Source organism: Pseudomonas sp. S2_E01, assembly GCF_054668365.1.
The window spans coordinates 5,693,269-5,709,076 of sequence record NZ_CP162762.1 but is presented as its reverse complement, the minus strand read 5'-3'; the positions used below and the strand labels follow the sequence as shown (position 1 = coordinate 5,709,076).

The window sequence follows — 15,808 nt, the reverse complement described above, 5'->3', positions numbered from 1 at the left end:
AGCGACATTCTGCACGGAACATGGTCTGTTAAGCATTGAATCTTCAGGAGCTAGGCTGTCCCATGGACTATTTCGGACCGCATGTATTCGGTTATCTGATCGCGCTGTTGCATTCCCTGGGGCTCATCGCCGCCTTGCATGCCGTATTGACCGTCCGGACCGCCCAAGGCTCGATCGCCTGGGCGTTGTCATTGTTGTTCATGCCTTACCTTACGTTGATTCCCTACCTGGTCTTTGGCCGCAGCACCTTCGATGGTTACATCAAGGCACGCAGACAGGCCAACGAAGAAATGCGCAAGGCGATCTCCGAATTGAACTGGCGGCCCTGGGTAGAAGAAGCACTGGCAGCCAGAGCCTCCAACGCCTACGCCTCATTGCGAGCAATGCCCAAGCTGGGACGCATGCCCTGCCTGGCCAACAACGAAGTGCAACTGTTGATCAACGGCACAGCTTCTTTCGAAGCGATATTCGAGGCGATCAGCCAGGCCAGAGAAGCGGTGTTGATCCAGTTTTTTATCATCCATGACGATCGCCTCGGGCAACGCCTGCAGTCGTTGCTGCTAAAGAAAGCTGCCGAGGGCGTCGCGGTCTATCTGCTCTATGACCGCATTGGCAGTCACTCCCTGCCCCATAGTTACGTCCAGCCCCTGCGCGATGCCGGTGTAGAGGTCAAAGCATTTGCGACACGCAGCGGCTGGCTCAATCGCTTCCAGGTCAACTTCCGTAACCATCGCAAGGTCGTGGTGGTCGACGGTGTGCTCGGTTTCGTTGGCGGGCACAACATCGGCGACGAATACATGGGTGAGAAACCACCCCTGGCTCCATGGCGCGATACCCATGTCAAGGTGCGCGGGCCCGTGGTGGCCTGCATGCAGGAGTCCTTCGCCGAAGACTGGTTCTGGGCCGCGCGCTCATTGCCGCCGTTGATACTGCCAGAGGTGTATCCGGAGGACGGAGTGCTCTGCCAATTACTCGCCACGGGACCGGCCGATCCCTACGAAACCTGTTCGCTGTTCTTTGTCGAAGCCATCCACGCCGCAAAGGAACGCGTGTGGATCACCAGCCCCTATTTCATTCCCGACGAAGCCGTGTTCGCGGCTTTGCGCCTCGCCGTGTTGCGCGGTGTCGATGTGCGAATCCTGCTGCCGTCACGGCCCGACCACCGAATCGTCTACGCCGCCTCGAGCCTCTATGCCTTCGAAGCCGTCCGCGCGGGCGTGCGGGTATTCCGTTATGAGCCGGGCTTTCTGCATCAGAAGGTCGTGTTGATCGACAACGAAATCAGCGCCATCGGCAGTGCCAATATGGACAATCGATCATTCCGGTTGAATTTCGAAGTGATGCTGCTGACGGTCGACAGTACTTTCGCCAACGAGGTACAACAGATGCTCAACGATGACTTCGCCCAGGCACACGAAGTGGCCAAGGAAGAAAGCCGGGAGACCCACCGCCTCCAACAGGTCGGCATGCGGATCGCCCGGCTTATTTCACCGATACTTTAAGGCGTGTAGATGTCGTCACGGGTCCAGGGCAGTTCATGGCTGCCATCGCCATGAGCCTTCACGGCGAGAATCTGATGCAGGTTGATCCAGCCCCTGGCAAAGGCGTAAGCGCATCCCGCCAGATACAGCCGCCAGATGCGCAGCGCCTGTTCGGGCACCATCTTGCCGGCTGTTTCCAGATTGTCTTCCAATCGCTCGCTCCAATGATCAAGCGTGCGCGCGTAATGCAGACGCAGACTTTCGACATCGACGATCTCTAGACCCGCCTCGCTGATCTCGGCAGAAATCATCGACAGGTGCGGCAGCTCGCCATTGGGAAAGACGTACTTCTCGATGAACTCACCAGCCCCGCGTCCTACTGGGCGACCATCTGTGTGTTTGGCGGTGATGCCGTGGTTCATCACAAGGCCGCCCTCCTTCACAGCGCCAAACAAGGTCTTGCAGTACTCGGCCAAGTTTGCGTGGCCGACGTGTTCGAACATGCCAACGCTGACCACTTTGTCGAAACGACCGTCTTGAGGCAGGTCGCGATAGTCCAGCAACTGCAGCTCGACCTGATCATCCAGACCTTCGGCGGTGACCCGTTCCTGGGCCAGCACCAGTTGCTCCTTGCTGAGAGTGATGCCGAAGACCTTCGCGCCAAATTCTCGCGCCGCATAACGCGCCAATCCACCCCAACCGCACCCGACGTCCAGCAGATAGTCCCCCGGTTGCAGGCGAAGCTTGCGACACAAGTGGCGGAACTTGGCTTGCTGGGCCTGCTCCAGGGTTTCGCTTCCGGTTTCAAAATAAGCACAGGAGTACGCCATGTCACTGTCGAGCCAGAGCTGATAGAACTCATTGGAGAGGTCGTAGTGATAGGAAATAGCCTTGGCGTCGGCTTCCTTGTCGTGGGCGGTGCGCACGGGATTACTGTCGTCGTCCTCGCCCAACAACGCCTGACTCAAGTCGTCGCAGACGCGGATCACGTCGCTCATGGAGCCTTCAAGCTCGAGCTTGCCTTCCACGAATGCCGCGCCGAGAGCATCCAGGCTGGGGTGGACAAACTGGCTGACCATTTGCGGGTCCTTGACCACAATCGTGACACTGGGCGTCGGCCCCAAGTTGAACTCGTGGCCGTCCCAGAGCCTCAGGCGTAACGGTAGCTGCAGATTCTGTAAGGCCGGTGGAAGTTGCGCGAGCATGGAATATCCCCCTGGTTCAGACGTCTGAAGTGAGGTTAGACCATCCCTGAAAAATAGCAGGCTATCGATTAGATAGCCCTTTTCTATGGCCGTTAGCGCTTCAGCCCGATGTCTTCGAAGAAAACGTGAGTTCTCTTTTCAGAGGACTACAAATACTTCGCGCAGTTCGGAAAATATCAATCGTCCTCACGTTTCATCCTTCAGCTTGAGCAACGGTTCTCTGAACCGCAGCAGGCGCCCGGCGTTGCCCAGTACCAGCAAAGTGCTCAGGTTATGCAGCAGCGCAGCGATCATTGCGCCTGCCGCGCCCAGCCAGCCGAACGCCGCGAACGCGACAATCGCCAGCGTCCAGCCCAGACCGATGATTACATTGACCTGAAGCGTGTTCCGGCATTGGCGACTCAGACGTACACAGGTGCCGAGGCGTCGCAAATCACTTCCGATCAGCACGATGTCCGCCGACGCCAAGGCGATGTCCGCCCCGCCCGGCCCCATGGCGACCCCGACTACACCGGCCTTGAGGGCCAACGAATCGTTGATGCCATCTCCAACCACCATCGGTCGAAAACCGCTGTCGATTTCCTTGAGCACCCAATTGAGTTTGTCTTCGGGTAACGCCTGTGCATGGACGTCGTGCAATCCGACGTCTCGGGCCAGGGTCTGCGCCACACTGTGGCGATCTCCGGTGAGCAACAACTGACGGCCCAACCCAAGCTCACGCAATTCACCCAAGGCAAACCTTGCCTCGGGTTTGAGGCTATCGGACAACAACAGCCACGCGAGAAACTCCCCAGCCAGGGCGAGCCCGGCAATCGGCCCATCGTGTTCGGGCACGGCTCTTGTCGCAATGCCCAACTGGGTGAACAACTCGGGCCGACCCAGTGCGGCTTCGCCGTGCTCGGTCATTGCCACAACACCCAGGCCCTGACGCTCGTGAATGTCCGAAAGCAACAGGCACTGTTCCTGGCTGACCAAGCCAGTGAGCGCACGGCTGACGGGGTGGCTGCTGGCGGAACCGAGGCTGGCCGCGAGCCTGAGCACCTGGCTGTGATCCTCCAGCGGGCTGTCGATTGATTGCAGGCGCAGCGTGCCAAAGGTCAGTGTCCCGGTCTTGTCGACCACCAGCGACGTGAGGTCGGCCAGCTCTTCGAGAAAAGCCGAGCTGCGAATCAGGATACCGTGACGCGCCGCCACCGCGACACCGGCAATGGCCGTAGCCGGGGCTGACAACACCAGCGCACACGGGCATGCCGCCACCAACACCGCGAGCATCGCCTGGGCATCGTTTGTGACGAACCAGGTCACGGCTGCCAGCAGCAACACCAGCACCATGTAGCTGCCCGCGTAGCGTTCAAGCAGCCGGGTGATCGGCGGCTTGGAGCGCTCGGCACTCTGCATCAGCGCGATGACCTTGCCCAGGGTCGACTCGCTGCCCGTGCGCGTCACTTCAATGCGCAGCAGACCATCGAGGTTAATCGTCCCACCAAACACCGACGAGCCGACGCCCGCCTCCACTGGCACCGACTCACCGGTGATCGATGCCGTATCGAGGCTGGCCTGTCCGGCTAGCACTCGGCCATCGGCGGGCACTCGATCACCTGCACGAACTTCCACCCAATCCCCGGCCTTGAGCGTGCCGTTGTCCACCTCCAGGATCGAGCCATCAGCCTGCACTTTGCGCGCCTGGCTACGGGTGAGTTTGCCCAAGGCATGGATAGCTTCCTGCGACCCGATCACACTGCGCTCTTCCAGGACGTGGCCGAAGATCATGATGATGGGCAACAACGCCGCAGTCAGGAGGTCACCGGTTGCCCAGGCGCCGAGCATGGCCAAGGCGATCAACTGATCGGTGATGCCATGCAGACTTGGGTAGCGCAGGCTGTACCATGCCGAACGCATCACGGGCACGGCCACAAGAATCGAAGCGACGCCCAGCAGCAATTGACTGACGCCGATCTGCTGCGGCGAGGCCCAGCGCCAGATCAACCCGAGCGTCAGCAACCCCAGGGCGAGCATGGCGAGCGTGAGTTGGCGGGCGGCGCTGCGTTGCTCGGCTGAAGACAGCAGGATGGGTGCGGCGGTGGTAGAAGCAGTCATTTTGCAGCTCCCTGAAGGATCAGGCGGGAATCGTCCCTCGGATCGACCGTCGTCACTGAACCGGCCTGACCGAGGATTTTCGGCATTCGTTCCCGGTAAATACGCAGCAACATCTGTGGGTCTGTGCCTTGCTGTTGCGCCTTGGCCAGGCCCAGGACCATGGCCGTGTCGGCGGACGCTTTGGCCCGCCGCTCACTCGCCTGGGCATGGGCGACCTGCAAGGTGCGGTCGGCTTGTTCGTTGGCAGTTTGGTTAAGTTTCTCCGCTTCGGTGCGTGCGTTGGCGACCGCCTTATCGGCCTGCTGGCTGGCAGTCAGGACGGCATTGAACGCATTAACCGCCGGGTCCGGCAGGCTCGATTGCACATCGACGCGCGAGATCTCGATGCCCAGGCCCTGCCCTGTCGCGGCCAGTTCAAGCAAGCGTTGATTGATACCTTTCACCAAATCGCCGCGCAGACGCTCACGACGTTCAGCGGCCTGGCTGTCGGCACCGATAAGCTCAGGCCTCGCCACCAGGATGGTGTCCAGGTCCCGAGCGGCACTCAGGGCGACCGCGCTGCGGGTCACCAGTCGATCCAGCGCCGGCGGTACATGCTCACCTTGACGCACGAAGTCGTAAGGGTCGGTAACCTTGTAAAACACTCGCACATCCAGCTGCACGACGCCGGCGTCACCGGTGAGTAAATATCCTGACCCGGCTAATGCATCACTGATCGGCGAGGCAAAGGTCGCGGACCGGTCAGCCTGTAAAGCAGCGTCGCTGCGCAACAGGTTGGTGACCCGTCGCTCAATTACTCGATCCGCCGCCGGCAGCAGAATCACTTGCTCGAAAGGTCGAGGCCACGCAAGCAACAATCCAGCATTCTGAATGCGATCCAGAGCACCGAAGTGCAGCACCACCGCACGATCCTGCGGATCGATTTGCCGCACATTCGAAAATGCCCACACCAAGGCCGCCAGCACTGTTACCCCATACAACGCAATAAACGCCAAGCGCCCGGCCTGAATCCAAGGGCTGATCAACGCATGTGTTCCACGTGGAACCCTACTCATGGCTGAAACCCGGACTTATTATCGAGCGTCGTTGGGCCATCCACCAGCACCCGGAATGGCGCAGCATCGGTGCGCAACACCAGCTTGGTTTCCGGGCCAACGATAGTGCCCAAGGTGTCGAGTGATCGCAGCAAGTTGTACAACTGCGGAGAGTCGGCGTAAGCGCGCCCGTAAATCTGCGCAGCTTCGACACGCGACTGCGCCTCGATTTCGGCAGCTTTCACAGTGGCATCTGCCTGGACGATCCGCGCATCCCGTTCGGCAGTGGAGCGGATTTGCGCGGCCTCGCGCCTGCCGATGGCCGTGCGCTCGGTGGCGATTGTTTCACGCTCGGCGCGCATGCGATCGACCGTGGCGGCCAGTGTCACCGACGGGAGGGTTAACCGCTCGATGCCTACTTGCAGCACGCGCACCCCATAAGTGGCCAATAGTTGCTGATCGATTTGCTGGCGCAGTTGCGCTTCAAAATCAGCGATGTGCACCTGACCGGCATCAGTGTTCACGAGGTTGGCCAGATCGAAACTGCTTGCGGTGGTTTCCAGCGCGGAACCGACAAAGGTGCGAATCTGGCGCGCCGCTTCGTCTGGCTGGTTTTGCACCGCGCGCATGAAGCGCTGCACATTGTCCGGATCCCCTTGAACCTGCCACGCCACGTAAGCCTGAACAATAATGCGCAGGCCATCGCGGGTGCCCACGTCCTGCAAGCCGCTGGAGGTTGTGCGCAAACGCAGATCGACGGGGATCGCGGCCTCGAACGGTGCCGGCCAACGCCAGCTCAGGCCGGGGGCCAACAGCACCCGGGACGGATTGCCAAAGCGGGTGATCACCGTGGCCTCGCCGGCACGGACCTGCACCAGGCTCGCCGCTGCGATGGCAAAGGCCACCAGCAGCACCGCCCAGCTCATGCGTCGCCAGGGAAAGGGGCCGGCCTCTTGAGAGTCGCCGTGATGATGGTGGTGCCCGTGGTGGTGCCCGCCATGGCCGTGATTATGATCGTGAGTGTGTGACTGGCTCAATGGGCAGCTCCTGGTTGAGCGGTTTTACGCGAGGGGGTGGGATCGCCTGGCGAGGTGAACGTGCGTAGGTCGATGGTCGGCGCGTTGCCGCTGCCGCCCAGGCGATGGTCGATGACCAGAAGCTTGGCGCCGGCCAGGGCTCGGGAAAGCTGACTCAGATATTGCTCTTGCACGAATGCTTGGCCAGCGCTGGCATAGGCTTTTTGCTCGGCGGAGAACTTGAGGTTCGTCGCCTGCGCCGCTGCGTGGGTTTCCCGTGCGCTCGCGCTCGCCTGGTCGTAGGCGACGCTGGCCTGCAACTGCGCTTGGTTGGTCGTTTCGGCCGCGGCACCACGCTCACGTGATATCAATGCCTGAGCGGCGATCTGCGCTGCCTGCACACCGTGATAGGCATTGGCCGCGCCCGCCGGTGGGTGAATGGCCTCCACCACCGTGGCGAGAATTTCCACGCCGCTGTCGAGCGATGTCAGGTCGGCTTGCACGGCGCGGCCAATGTCTTCAGCGAGCCCTACCCTGTCCTCTCCCAGCAACCCGTCGAGCGTGCGCGAGGAAAAATCGTGAACCAGGATCCGACTCGCAGTGCTGCGGATGAGTGTCGGCACATCGGCGCTGTTGTACGTCGCGGCCAATGCTGCTTGATCGGTCAAACCGACGCGGTAGACGAACCGCACATCCATGTTAACGATCTGAAAGCTCTGTTTGTCTGCACGACTGCTGGCGATGACTTGGGATTTGTCATTGGCGTGGCTGGCATCCCACAAGCGATTGGCCACGTCCGGTGCCGGGCCTTCCGCCGGCTGCACAGCAACAGGCGCCGCCACTTCTCCGACATTTGCGGCCAACTCATGAACCACGCCATTCTCGACACTCAGCACGCGGCCAAACGGCCAGGGCAGACCGGCATGCAGCCCCGGGCCGAACACTGCCACCGGCTTGCCGAAACGTTCGTAGATGCCCCGCTCCTGCATGGCGATTTCATGAACACCGGTGAGCGCCCACCCGACCACGACTACCACTGCCAACACCGGTATCAAGGCGCGGCGCATGTAACTGAACGCCCAAATTTGCCGCAGGTCGATGCCGAAGCGGTTGTGCAATTCGTGCTGCAACGCCAGCAAGGGTTGTGGCGGCCAGCGCAGCAGATCAGCAACGAAGCTTCTGGCCAGCAGCGGCGGCTCCAGCTGTTCGGGGCGCGGGGTGAACAAGGACAGCAAGGCGCGCAGCAGCAGCAGTTCGGCGGCGACCAGCCCCGGCAGCAGGCCGATCAACACCGCCAGCCGTGCTGGCCACACCGCTTCGCTGCTGGCGAACAACAGGCACAACGCGCTCAGCACCAGGCTGACGATGGCCACGCGCGCCAATTGAGCCAATGCACCGGCCTCAGGCCACAGGGCAGCCGATTGCTGGGCCAATTGACGCTCCAGCACCAGCAAGCCGAACGCCAGCAACAGCGACGCCGCTGCGCCGACATTCGCTGAAAAACCCAACTGCGCAGCGGGCAGGGACAGGTTCCAGACCTGGTCGATACCCAGCAGTGCCAACAGGGCCCAGCCAGCGAGCCACAACGTCGGCGCGCCAATGTTGATCAATAGTTGTTTGCTGCGTTGGCTGATGCGCTCCAGCAGTAGTTCATACCAACCCACTGCGGGCTCAACGACCTCGGCGGCCGCCACGGTCTCTGAAGGGTTCATCGCCCTGGCGCGCCACTTCGCCACCCACCCCGCCGATTGCAGGCCTGCCATCAGCACCAGCAAGCTGGCGCACTGATTGACCAGCAGCGCCGGCCATAGCGACTTCGGCGCAAACAGCGCGACGAAAAAAGCCAGCACCAGCCCCACACCAGCCAGCGCGCCAAGGCCGACCACCCACCAGCCCAGACGCCGGCTGTGGAAGGCCGCTTGTTGGAAGCGTGGCAACCCGGCGATCGCGGCGCCGTCACTCTCAAGATCGACTTGCATAACACCCCGGCATCTTTGCCCGAATCACATTTCGTTACGATATAACGAATAGCGTGAATATTTCGTATGGAACGTTCTATCTAAAGGCGACGAAGCTGTCGCGTTGCTGAACCCTTGACCGAATGCCTTCCAAGCGCACATATTACGGTCATAATTTTCTCCAGTTTACGTGAGCAATTCCTTTACTCATCCAGGAGTACAGCCATGAGCAACTATGACGTCGTGATTCTGGGCGGCGGCCCCGGTGGTTATAACGCAGCGATCCGCGCCGGCCAGTTGGGCCTCAAGGCCGCCTGCGTCGAGGGGCGCGCCACCCTCGGCGGCACCTGCCTGAACGTCGGTTGCATGCCCTCCAAGGCACTGCTGCACGCGTCCGAGCTGTACGAGGCGGCCATGGGTGCGGAATTCGCCCAGTTGGGCATCGAGGTCAAACCCACGCTCAACCTTGCGCAAATGATGAAGCAGAAGGATGAAAGCGTTACAGGCCTGACCAAGGGCATCGAGTTTCTCTTTCGTAAAAACAAGGTCGACTGGATCAAAGGCTGGGGCCATATCGACGGCCCGGGCAAAGTCACGGTAACGGACAGTGCGGGCGGCAAAACCGAGTTGAGCGCCAAGGACATTATTATCGCCACCGGTTCCGAACCCACTCCCCTGCCCGGGGTCGACATCGACAACCAACGCATCCTCGATTCCACCGGCGCGCTGTCACTCGCCGAGGTACCCCGGCACCTGGTGGTGATCGGTGCCGGGGTCATCGGTCTTGAGCTGGGTTCAGTGTGGCGGCGCCTGGGCGCCAAAGTCACCGTCGTCGAGTATCTCGACCGGATCTGCCCCGGTGCGGACGCAGAAGCAGGCAAGGCTTTGCAACGCTCGTTGAGCAAACAAGGCATCAGCTTCAAGTTGGGTTCAAAAGTCACTCGTGCCACGTCTTCGGCAGACGGCGTCCAGCTCAGCATCGAGCCAGCCGCCGGCGGCGAGGCCGAGGCACTGGAAGCCGACTACGTGCTGGTCGCCATCGGACGCAGGCCCTATACCCAAGGTCTGGGCCTGGAGAACGTTGGCCTCGCCACGGACAAACGCGGCATGCTCGCCAACAAGGGCCATCGCACCGAAGCCCCTGGCGTGTGGGTCATTGGCGACGTGACGTCCGGGCCGATGCTTGCGCACAAGGCTGAAGATGAAGCCATGGCCTGCGTCGAACAGATCGTCGGCAAAGCTGGCGAAGTCAATTACGACCTGATCCCCAATGTCATCTACACCCGCCCGGAGCTGGCCAGCGTCGGCAAGACCGAGGAGCAACTGAAGGCGGAAGGTCGTGCCTACAAGGTTGGAAAATTCCCGTTCACCGCCAACAGCCGGGCGAAAATCAACCACGAGACCGAGGGCTTCGCCAAAGTGCTCGCCGATGAGCGTACAGATGAAGTGCTGGGGGTGCATCTGGTCGGTCCAAGCGTCAGCGAGATGATTGGCGAATACTGCGTGGCGATGGAGTTCAGCGCCTCAGCCGAAGACATTGCACTGACCTGTCATCCACACCCGACCCGCTCCGAGGCGCTGCGTCAGGCGGCGATGGATGTGGAGGGGATGGCAACGCAGATGTAGGGCTTGGAATTGAGTTGCCCCCATCGCGGGCAAGCCCGCTCCTACGGGACTTGTGTACACCCGGGCTTGCCCGCGACGGGGTGCAACTTGGTTCAAAGCGGCAAATGCTCCAAAGGTAAAGCCCCCGGGGCTTTCACCGTATGAATGGCAAAATTACTGCGGATGTCGCTCACGCCTGGCAATTTCAGCAAGCGCCCGGTGAGAAACCGGTCGTAGGCGCGCAGGTCCGGCACCACTACTTGGAGCAGGAAATCCGATTCTCCCGAGACCAGAAAGGCCGAAATCACCTCCGGCAATGCCGTCACCGCCGAGCGGAAGGCCTCGGCTTGCTCATCGTTATGGCGCTCGACCTTAACCCCGACAAACACTGTCAACCCCAGACCGATCTCGTCACGATCGAGATTGGCCTGATAGCCGCGAATCACTCCGGCCTCTTCGAGCATCCGCACCCGCCGAAGACAAGGCGATGCCGAAAGGCCAATCTCGTCAGCCAATTGCACGTTACTCAAGCGACCGTCCCGTTGCAGGGCCGCCAGAATTTTGCGGTCGTAGGCATCCAGTTTCATTATTGATAGATCCTGATGGTCAAAGCGGATATGTGTAGCAGGTTATGCCAATCCATGACGCTGTAGAAGCAAACTACGCAAGCACCTGCCCCGCCCTTCAGCTCTAGACTGGCTTCAACAAATCGAACGCATTGGGGTGCAACATGGCGGGACTATGGCTTTTTTTCATGGCGTTGGCGGTCGTCTACCTGTTGCCGGGGCCTGACATGATCCTGCTGTTGCAGACGGGCGCACGTCAGGGCAAAGGCTTGGCACTGGCCACCGCAGTGGGATTGGCGATCGCTCGAGGCTGTCACGTGGCCTTGGCAGCGCTGGGTCTGGCGGCGTTGTTCAAGGCAGCGCCCTGGACCTTCGATGCAGTGCGCCTGGCCGGGGCAGCGTACTTGCTGTGGATTGGCATCCAATGCCTGCGCTCCACGATGCTGCCCGACTTGAGCGGCAATCGTACAGGCCACGCAAAACCCCACTGGCGCCAGGCGATTCAACGTGGATTGCTGACCAACCTGCTCAACCCCAAGGCCTTGCTGTTTTGCTCGGTGCTATTGCCCCAGTTCGTCGACCCGCGCGCGGGATCGGTGCTGACGCAGTTTGCGACATTGGGTGTTGTGCTAGTCAGCGTGGGGCTGCTCTTCGACAGCGCCTACGCCTTGGCTGGCGCGGCACTGGGTCGTTGGCTGCAACGCAGTCCTTCGGCCCAGCGCCTCCAGCAATGGTTGTTTGGCAGTCTGCTGATTGGCTTCGCAGTGCGCCTGACTTTCGTTCAGCAGGCCTGACTACTGACGAGCCCTGCGCTTGCGACGATTGATCAACACCAGTGCAACCGCTGTAAACGCCACGACCCCCGCTGCCTGCAACCACTTTTTATAAGGCCGCAGGGTCGCCCGCAACGGGCTCAACGCCTGAGTAACGTAACGCTTGTCGGCGTCCTGGAAGTTTGGATAAGGGCAGCGTTCACCGAAGAAGACTGCCCAATCCACATAGGGACCTTCCTTGACGTAACGCTGATAGAACGCCGTTTTCTCTGCCTGGCCAGGATTCCAACCCGTCGCCGCGCACAGCACCGCCGCGAAGGCCTGGCTGGTATGGGGTAAATGATCGGCAGCCTGGCTGGCCAAGGCGTTGGCGACATAACGGTAGTGATAACGCTGATCAGGTTGCGCCGTGCTGACCTGCTGACGTTTGACCTCTTCTTCCGCCACCAGCGGGCCGACCTTGAGCTCGGTGCTTTCCAGACTGTAGTTGCCGCCGAAAGTGGCGTAATCCGGTGACATCTCGTAACCGAGTAACTCCATGCCGTCGAATCGGGCCAGCGTCGCGGCATTGAAGTAAGCGAAGGCACGCTTGCTTGGCCACCATTTCGATTCAGCCTCGTGGCGCAATTCCCCATACCACCTGGCTTTTTTCTGGAGCGTATCGCTGTCGAAATACGTCACCGCTTCGTCGTAACGCTCCTCACGCAGCAAGCGGCGCCCGAGCAGGTTGCGCAACTTCGCAGCCACCGATAACGGCACGTAGTTGTCGCGATCCTCCTGGGTCAGCGCGGGGGGCGCAGGTACCTGTGCATCGACGTACTGCTTGAGCTCATCGACGGTCAACACGCGCTCGGCTACGGTCGCGGCGTCGAACCAGTAAATGTCCTTGCTGCGATAAAGCTGATCGAACGCCTGCAGGTAATCACCACGTTGCAACGCCAGGATCGCGCTCTCACCTTCGACCCGACACTTGGGCTCCAACGTTTCGAAGGCCCAGTCCGGAGTACGCCGCTCGCCCCAGGACTCGTTTTGCGGAAATGCCTGGGCCGCTTTGGCATAGGCTGCGGCGGCAGCGACCTTGTCACCGTCGCGCATCGCCAGCTTGGCGCGCAACCACCAAGCCAAACCACCGTCGCCGGCGTGCTCGAGGAAGGTCCTGGCGCTGGCGTAGTCGCCCTGTTGATAATTCATTGCTGCCAGCCGATCAGCGTTCTCCAGGCTGCCGCGCGTGCTGGCCTGGAGTAATTTGATCATTTTTTGCTCAGCAGGTGGTTGATCACCAAATGACCAGTTCAATCGGCTGATCAAGGAAGCCGTGATCAGTTGCTGCACCGGTTTGCCTTCAAGCAACGCTTTGAGCTGTGCCTCGGGCATCGCCACCAGATCAGCCACCAGCAACTTCAGCGAGGTGTACCCGACCCCGGAACCGTGACGATTTTGTGCGGCGTAGAGTTCGATGGCACTGTTCCAGTCGCCGGCCGCGCGCGCTACGCGAGCTTCTTCGCCAAGGCTGGCAACCCCCAGTTCCAACGGGTCACTGAACCCGTCGATACTCAGTTGCCGAGCCTGCTCGAAGGCCTGACGTGCCTGCGCCAGCAGGTCAGCGGCTGCGTCAGCGTCGGCACTCATGGCGAACAGTGCCCGGCCCAGCGAATAAGCGGCCCAGGTGCTGCGCAATCCGCGTTGATCGGCGGGCAACGCCAACACGTTGCGGAAGTAATCGACGGCCAATCCATGATCGCCCGTGTTGAACGCCACGGCGCCTGCCGTATAGAGCACCAGTTCCCTTGGCAGGCTCGCCCCTTGGGTTTCAACCTGACGGGCATCGGTCAAACCGCGCAGGCGTTTAACCAGTTCCTGCTGTTGCGCCGTTAAACCGTCCTGTTCGGCGTATTCACGCTGCTCGCTGTATTCGGCCGGGTCGCCGCTGTGCAGGGTATCGTTGACCACTTTCAGGCCCGCAATCGCCTGGCCCAGGCGGCTGACCTCGAAACGGAAATTACCTTCGGGCAACTCCGCCAGCGACTGGCCACGGTTGTCGAGCAAGCGCATGGGGAAGTCCGGCCCGCAGGCCAACGCCGACCCCAGTGGCAAACTCAGGCTCAGGCAGAGCACATGACGGGGCCAGTTACGGGTGAACATTCGAACCTCCTTGATCAATATGGGTGCAGCGCGCCCAACCAATTGCACGCTGCCCGCCGGCTGGCAATCGTCCGTCGCGCAGGCGGGTGAAGGTAAGCACATCCGGGGTTTGTTGCAACGCGTAACCGGCCAGGGCGTCGGCAGCCTCACAGCCCTGCACCGCCAGAGTCAGCCGCTCGGGCCAGGCGCTGTCGAGGTTGCCTTCGTTGCTGACACTGACGTCATAAAGGCCATCCTGGTTCGCGAGTTTCAACATCACGCGGCTGTCGAGGGGATCGCCACGCGCTACAGCGCCCAGCGTGGCGAGGCTCCACGCTCGGCGGTCGCTGGCCAATGGCAGGCGGAACCAGATCAAGCCCGCCAGATGGGCCGGCGGGTCGTTGCGAAGCTTCAGGGCAAGCGCGCGCAGTTGTTGAGGATCGGCGAGCAATTCACGACGCTCGCCGCTGCTTTCGACCGGTACTTCGCTTTCCACCACGGGCGCACTGCTCACACCGGGCAACAGCGCCACACCGTAAGCCGGCAATGCCAGGTAAAAATCCCGCGGGGTGATGCGACTCCAGGCTTTGGCCCACTTTTGCGCCTGGCCCGGGTCGAACAGGCCCCGGCGTGGATCGCTCACCGCGTGCACCTGCAACACGCTGCTATCGACTGTGGATAACAAGGCCGGCAGTTCAGGACTGTCGAGCCACGCGGGCAAGGCAGTGATGCTCAACTTCAGAGAAATGGGCAGGGACGCGCGCAGGTCGGTGAGAAACTTGCGATACGCCGCAAGCCGGGCAATCCCGGCGTCGTGATCGATTTCCACCCCGGCGATTACCAGGCCCTGGCCTTGCCAATCGGTGAGCATCCGCTGAATCTGTGCAGTGATTTCTTTCTGATCCAGCGACGCAAGCTGGCCATCCAGACGAACCACCGCAATCAACGGTCGGCCATCTCGCTTGAGCAGCGCCGCATCAATGCGCGCCCGACTCCATCCGGCACGGGGAAAAGCCTGCAAGGCGAGAATCCTGAGCGTCGAGAAGTCCGCGCGGCTGTCATCGAGCGCAGCTTCGTGGGACGGCGTCCATTGCCGCTGCCAGACATAAACTTGCTGATCGAGCGGCGCACTGTCCTGCCGCTCGCAACCATTGAGCAGCACCAGCGCTGTCAGCAGGACCGTCAGTCGAGCAATAAAAACCATGAAGCATCCTTTGGAACGGCTCAAGCCAGCGTCCAACAGATGCTACAGGGCAAACACCAAAGGCCGCGAGCCCCTGTTCGAAGCTCGCAGCCTTTCCAACCTTGCCGCTATCAGGCGGTTTTTTGCAAACCTGCGACGGTGCGCGGCATGCCGACAAAACCCGGCAAGGCCTCAACCCGCGCCAGCCAGGCACGCACGTTGGCATAGTCATCAAGCGAGACATTGCCTTCCGGTGCATGGGCGATATAGCTGTAGGCGGCAACGTCGGCGATGGTTGGCTCGTCACCCACCAGATAAGCCGATTGCTCCAGCGCTTCGTCGATCAGCTTGAGCCAGACGTGGGCAAAGGCGATGGTTTCTTCGGCGTTATAAGGAGCGCCAAATACGGTGATCAAGCGTGCCCGACCCGGGCCAAAAGCAATCGGCCCAGCCGCCACGGATAACCAACGCTGCACCCTCGCCGCGCCGACCGGATCGGTGGGCAGCCAGCGGCCATTACCGTATTTTTGCGCCAGATAAACCAGGATTGCGTTGGAATCGGCGAGCACCACGCCCTCGTCATCAATGGCAGGTATTTGCCCGAACGGGTTAACCGCCAGGAAGTCCGGCTGCTTGTGGGCACCCTTGGCCAGGTCGACAAAGATCAGCTCGGTCGGCAACTGCAACAGGGACAACATCAGTTCCACGCGATGGGCATGGCCGGAACGGGGGAAGTTGTAGAGTTTGATCGCTTGCATGGTCGACTCCG

At 61.1% G+C, this 15,808-nt stretch carries 12 protein-coding genes; 3 read left to right on the top strand and 9 right to left on the bottom strand.

Going from position 1 to position 15,808, the window contains the following annotated elements; genetic code table 11:
- The first annotated feature begins 62 nt into the window (after positions 1–62).
- Positions 63–1,502, top strand: a complete 1,440-nt coding sequence (gene cls / locus AB4O36_RS26305) for a cardiolipin synthase (protein WP_460119556.1) — start codon at positions 63–65, stop codon at positions 1,500–1,502.
- Here cls and cfaB read toward each other — a convergent pair.
- From cfaB to hflK (AB4O36_RS26280), 5 genes are all read right to left on the bottom strand, one after another.
- Positions 1,499–2,686 carry a C17 cyclopropane fatty acid synthase CfaB gene (gene cfaB / locus AB4O36_RS26300; RefSeq protein ID WP_460140625.1) on the bottom strand — a complete coding sequence of 396 codons (1,188 nt, stop codon included), beginning with the start codon at positions 2,684–2,686 and terminating at the stop codon, positions 1,499–1,501. The two genes, cls and cfaB, sit on opposite strands and share 4 nt — an antisense overlap.
- Before the next feature lie 186 nt (positions 2,687–2,872).
- A complete protein-coding gene (locus tag AB4O36_RS26295) occupies positions 2,873–4,783 on the bottom strand; it encodes a cation-translocating P-type ATPase (protein WP_460140624.1) in 1,911 nt (636 codons plus the stop codon).
- Positions 4,780–5,838 carry a protease modulator HflK gene (gene hflK, locus AB4O36_RS26290; RefSeq protein ID WP_460140623.1) on the bottom strand — a complete coding sequence of 353 codons (1,059 nt, stop codon included), beginning with the start codon at positions 5,836–5,838 and terminating at the stop codon, positions 4,780–4,782. The genes AB4O36_RS26295 and hflK (AB4O36_RS26290) overlap by 4 nt, the downstream gene beginning before the upstream one ends.
- Positions 5,835–6,854 carry a protease modulator HflC gene (gene hflC / locus AB4O36_RS26285; RefSeq protein ID WP_460140622.1) on the bottom strand — a complete coding sequence of 340 codons (1,020 nt, stop codon included), beginning with the start codon at positions 6,852–6,854 and terminating at the stop codon, positions 5,835–5,837. Before hflC ends, hflK (AB4O36_RS26290) begins: the two co-directional genes overlap by 4 nt.
- Positions 6,851–8,812: a protease modulator HflK gene (gene hflK, locus AB4O36_RS26280; RefSeq protein WP_460140621.1), complete on the bottom strand. Its 1,962-nt coding sequence runs from the start codon at positions 8,810–8,812 to the stop codon at positions 6,851–6,853. Before hflK (AB4O36_RS26280) ends, hflC begins: the two co-directional genes overlap by 4 nt.
- 204 nt (positions 8,813–9,016) lie before the next feature.
- Between hflK (AB4O36_RS26280) and lpdA the strand changes: the two genes are divergently transcribed.
- Positions 9,017–10,417 (top strand): dihydrolipoyl dehydrogenase, encoded by a 1,401-nt coding sequence (gene lpdA / locus AB4O36_RS26275; protein WP_460119544.1) that lies wholly within the window; start codon positions 9,017–9,019, stop codon positions 10,415–10,417.
- Positions 10,418–10,509: 92 nt separating this feature from the next.
- On the opposite strand, the gene AB4O36_RS26270 is transcribed toward lpdA, so the two are convergent.
- Positions 10,510–10,983, bottom strand: a complete 474-nt coding sequence (locus AB4O36_RS26270) for an Lrp/AsnC family transcriptional regulator (protein WP_460140620.1) — start codon at positions 10,981–10,983, stop codon at positions 10,510–10,512.
- A 143-nt stretch (positions 10,984–11,126) separates the two neighbouring features.
- On the opposite strand from AB4O36_RS26270, the gene AB4O36_RS26265 reads away from it, so the two are divergent.
- Complete coding sequence (locus AB4O36_RS26265; RefSeq protein ID WP_460140619.1) at positions 11,127–11,756, top strand: LysE family translocator; 630 nt, start codon at positions 11,127–11,129, stop codon at positions 11,754–11,756.
- On the opposite strand, the gene AB4O36_RS26260 is transcribed toward AB4O36_RS26265, so the two are convergent.
- The 3 genes from AB4O36_RS26260 to AB4O36_RS26250 form a co-directional block, all read right to left on the bottom strand.
- Positions 11,757–13,877 (bottom strand): hypothetical protein, encoded by a 2,121-nt coding sequence (locus AB4O36_RS26260; RefSeq protein ID WP_460140618.1) that lies wholly within the window; start codon positions 13,875–13,877, stop codon positions 11,757–11,759.
- Positions 13,864–15,060, bottom strand: a complete 1,197-nt coding sequence (locus AB4O36_RS26255; protein ID WP_460140617.1) for a DUF3142 domain-containing protein — start codon at positions 15,058–15,060, stop codon at positions 13,864–13,866. The genes AB4O36_RS26260 and AB4O36_RS26255 overlap by 14 nt, the downstream gene beginning before the upstream one ends.
- Positions 15,061–15,170: 110 nt before the next feature.
- Positions 15,171–15,797 carry a glutathione S-transferase family protein gene (locus tag AB4O36_RS26250; protein ID WP_460140616.1) on the bottom strand — a complete coding sequence of 209 codons (627 nt, stop codon included), beginning with the start codon at positions 15,795–15,797 and terminating at the stop codon, positions 15,171–15,173.
- Positions 15,798–15,808: the final 11 nt, after the last annotated feature.

Coding starts and splice junctions, on each gene's coding strand:
- cls (WP_460119556.1), top strand. CDS start 63: ATGGACTATTTCGGACCGCATGTATTCGGTTATCTGATCGCGCTGTTG.
- cfaB (WP_460140625.1), bottom strand. CDS start 2,686: ATGCTCGCGCAACTTCCACCGGCCTTACAGAATCTGCAGCTACCGTTA.
- AB4O36_RS26295 (WP_460140624.1), bottom strand. CDS start 4,783: ATGACTGCTTCTACCACCGCCGCACCCATCCTGCTGTCTTCAGCCGAG.
- hflK (WP_460140623.1), bottom strand. CDS start 5,838: ATGAGTAGGGTTCCACGTGGAACACATGCGTTGATCAGCCCTTGGATT.
- hflK (WP_460140621.1), bottom strand. CDS start 8,812: ATGCAAGTCGATCTTGAGAGTGACGGCGCCGCGATCGCCGGGTTGCCA.
- lpdA (WP_460119544.1), top strand. CDS start 9,017: ATGAGCAACTATGACGTCGTGATTCTGGGCGGCGGCCCCGGTGGTTAT.
- AB4O36_RS26270 (WP_460140620.1), bottom strand. CDS start 10,983: ATGAAACTGGATGCCTACGACCGCAAAATTCTGGCGGCCCTGCAACGG.
- AB4O36_RS26265 (WP_460140619.1), top strand. CDS start 11,127: ATGGCGGGACTATGGCTTTTTTTCATGGCGTTGGCGGTCGTCTACCTG.
- AB4O36_RS26260 (WP_460140618.1), bottom strand. CDS start 13,877: ATGTTCACCCGTAACTGGCCCCGTCATGTGCTCTGCCTGAGCCTGAGT.
- AB4O36_RS26255 (WP_460140617.1), bottom strand. CDS start 15,060: ATGGTTTTTATTGCTCGACTGACGGTCCTGCTGACAGCGCTGGTGCTG.
- AB4O36_RS26250 (WP_460140616.1), bottom strand. CDS start 15,797: ATGCAAGCGATCAAACTCTACAACTTCCCCCGTTCCGGCCATGCCCAT.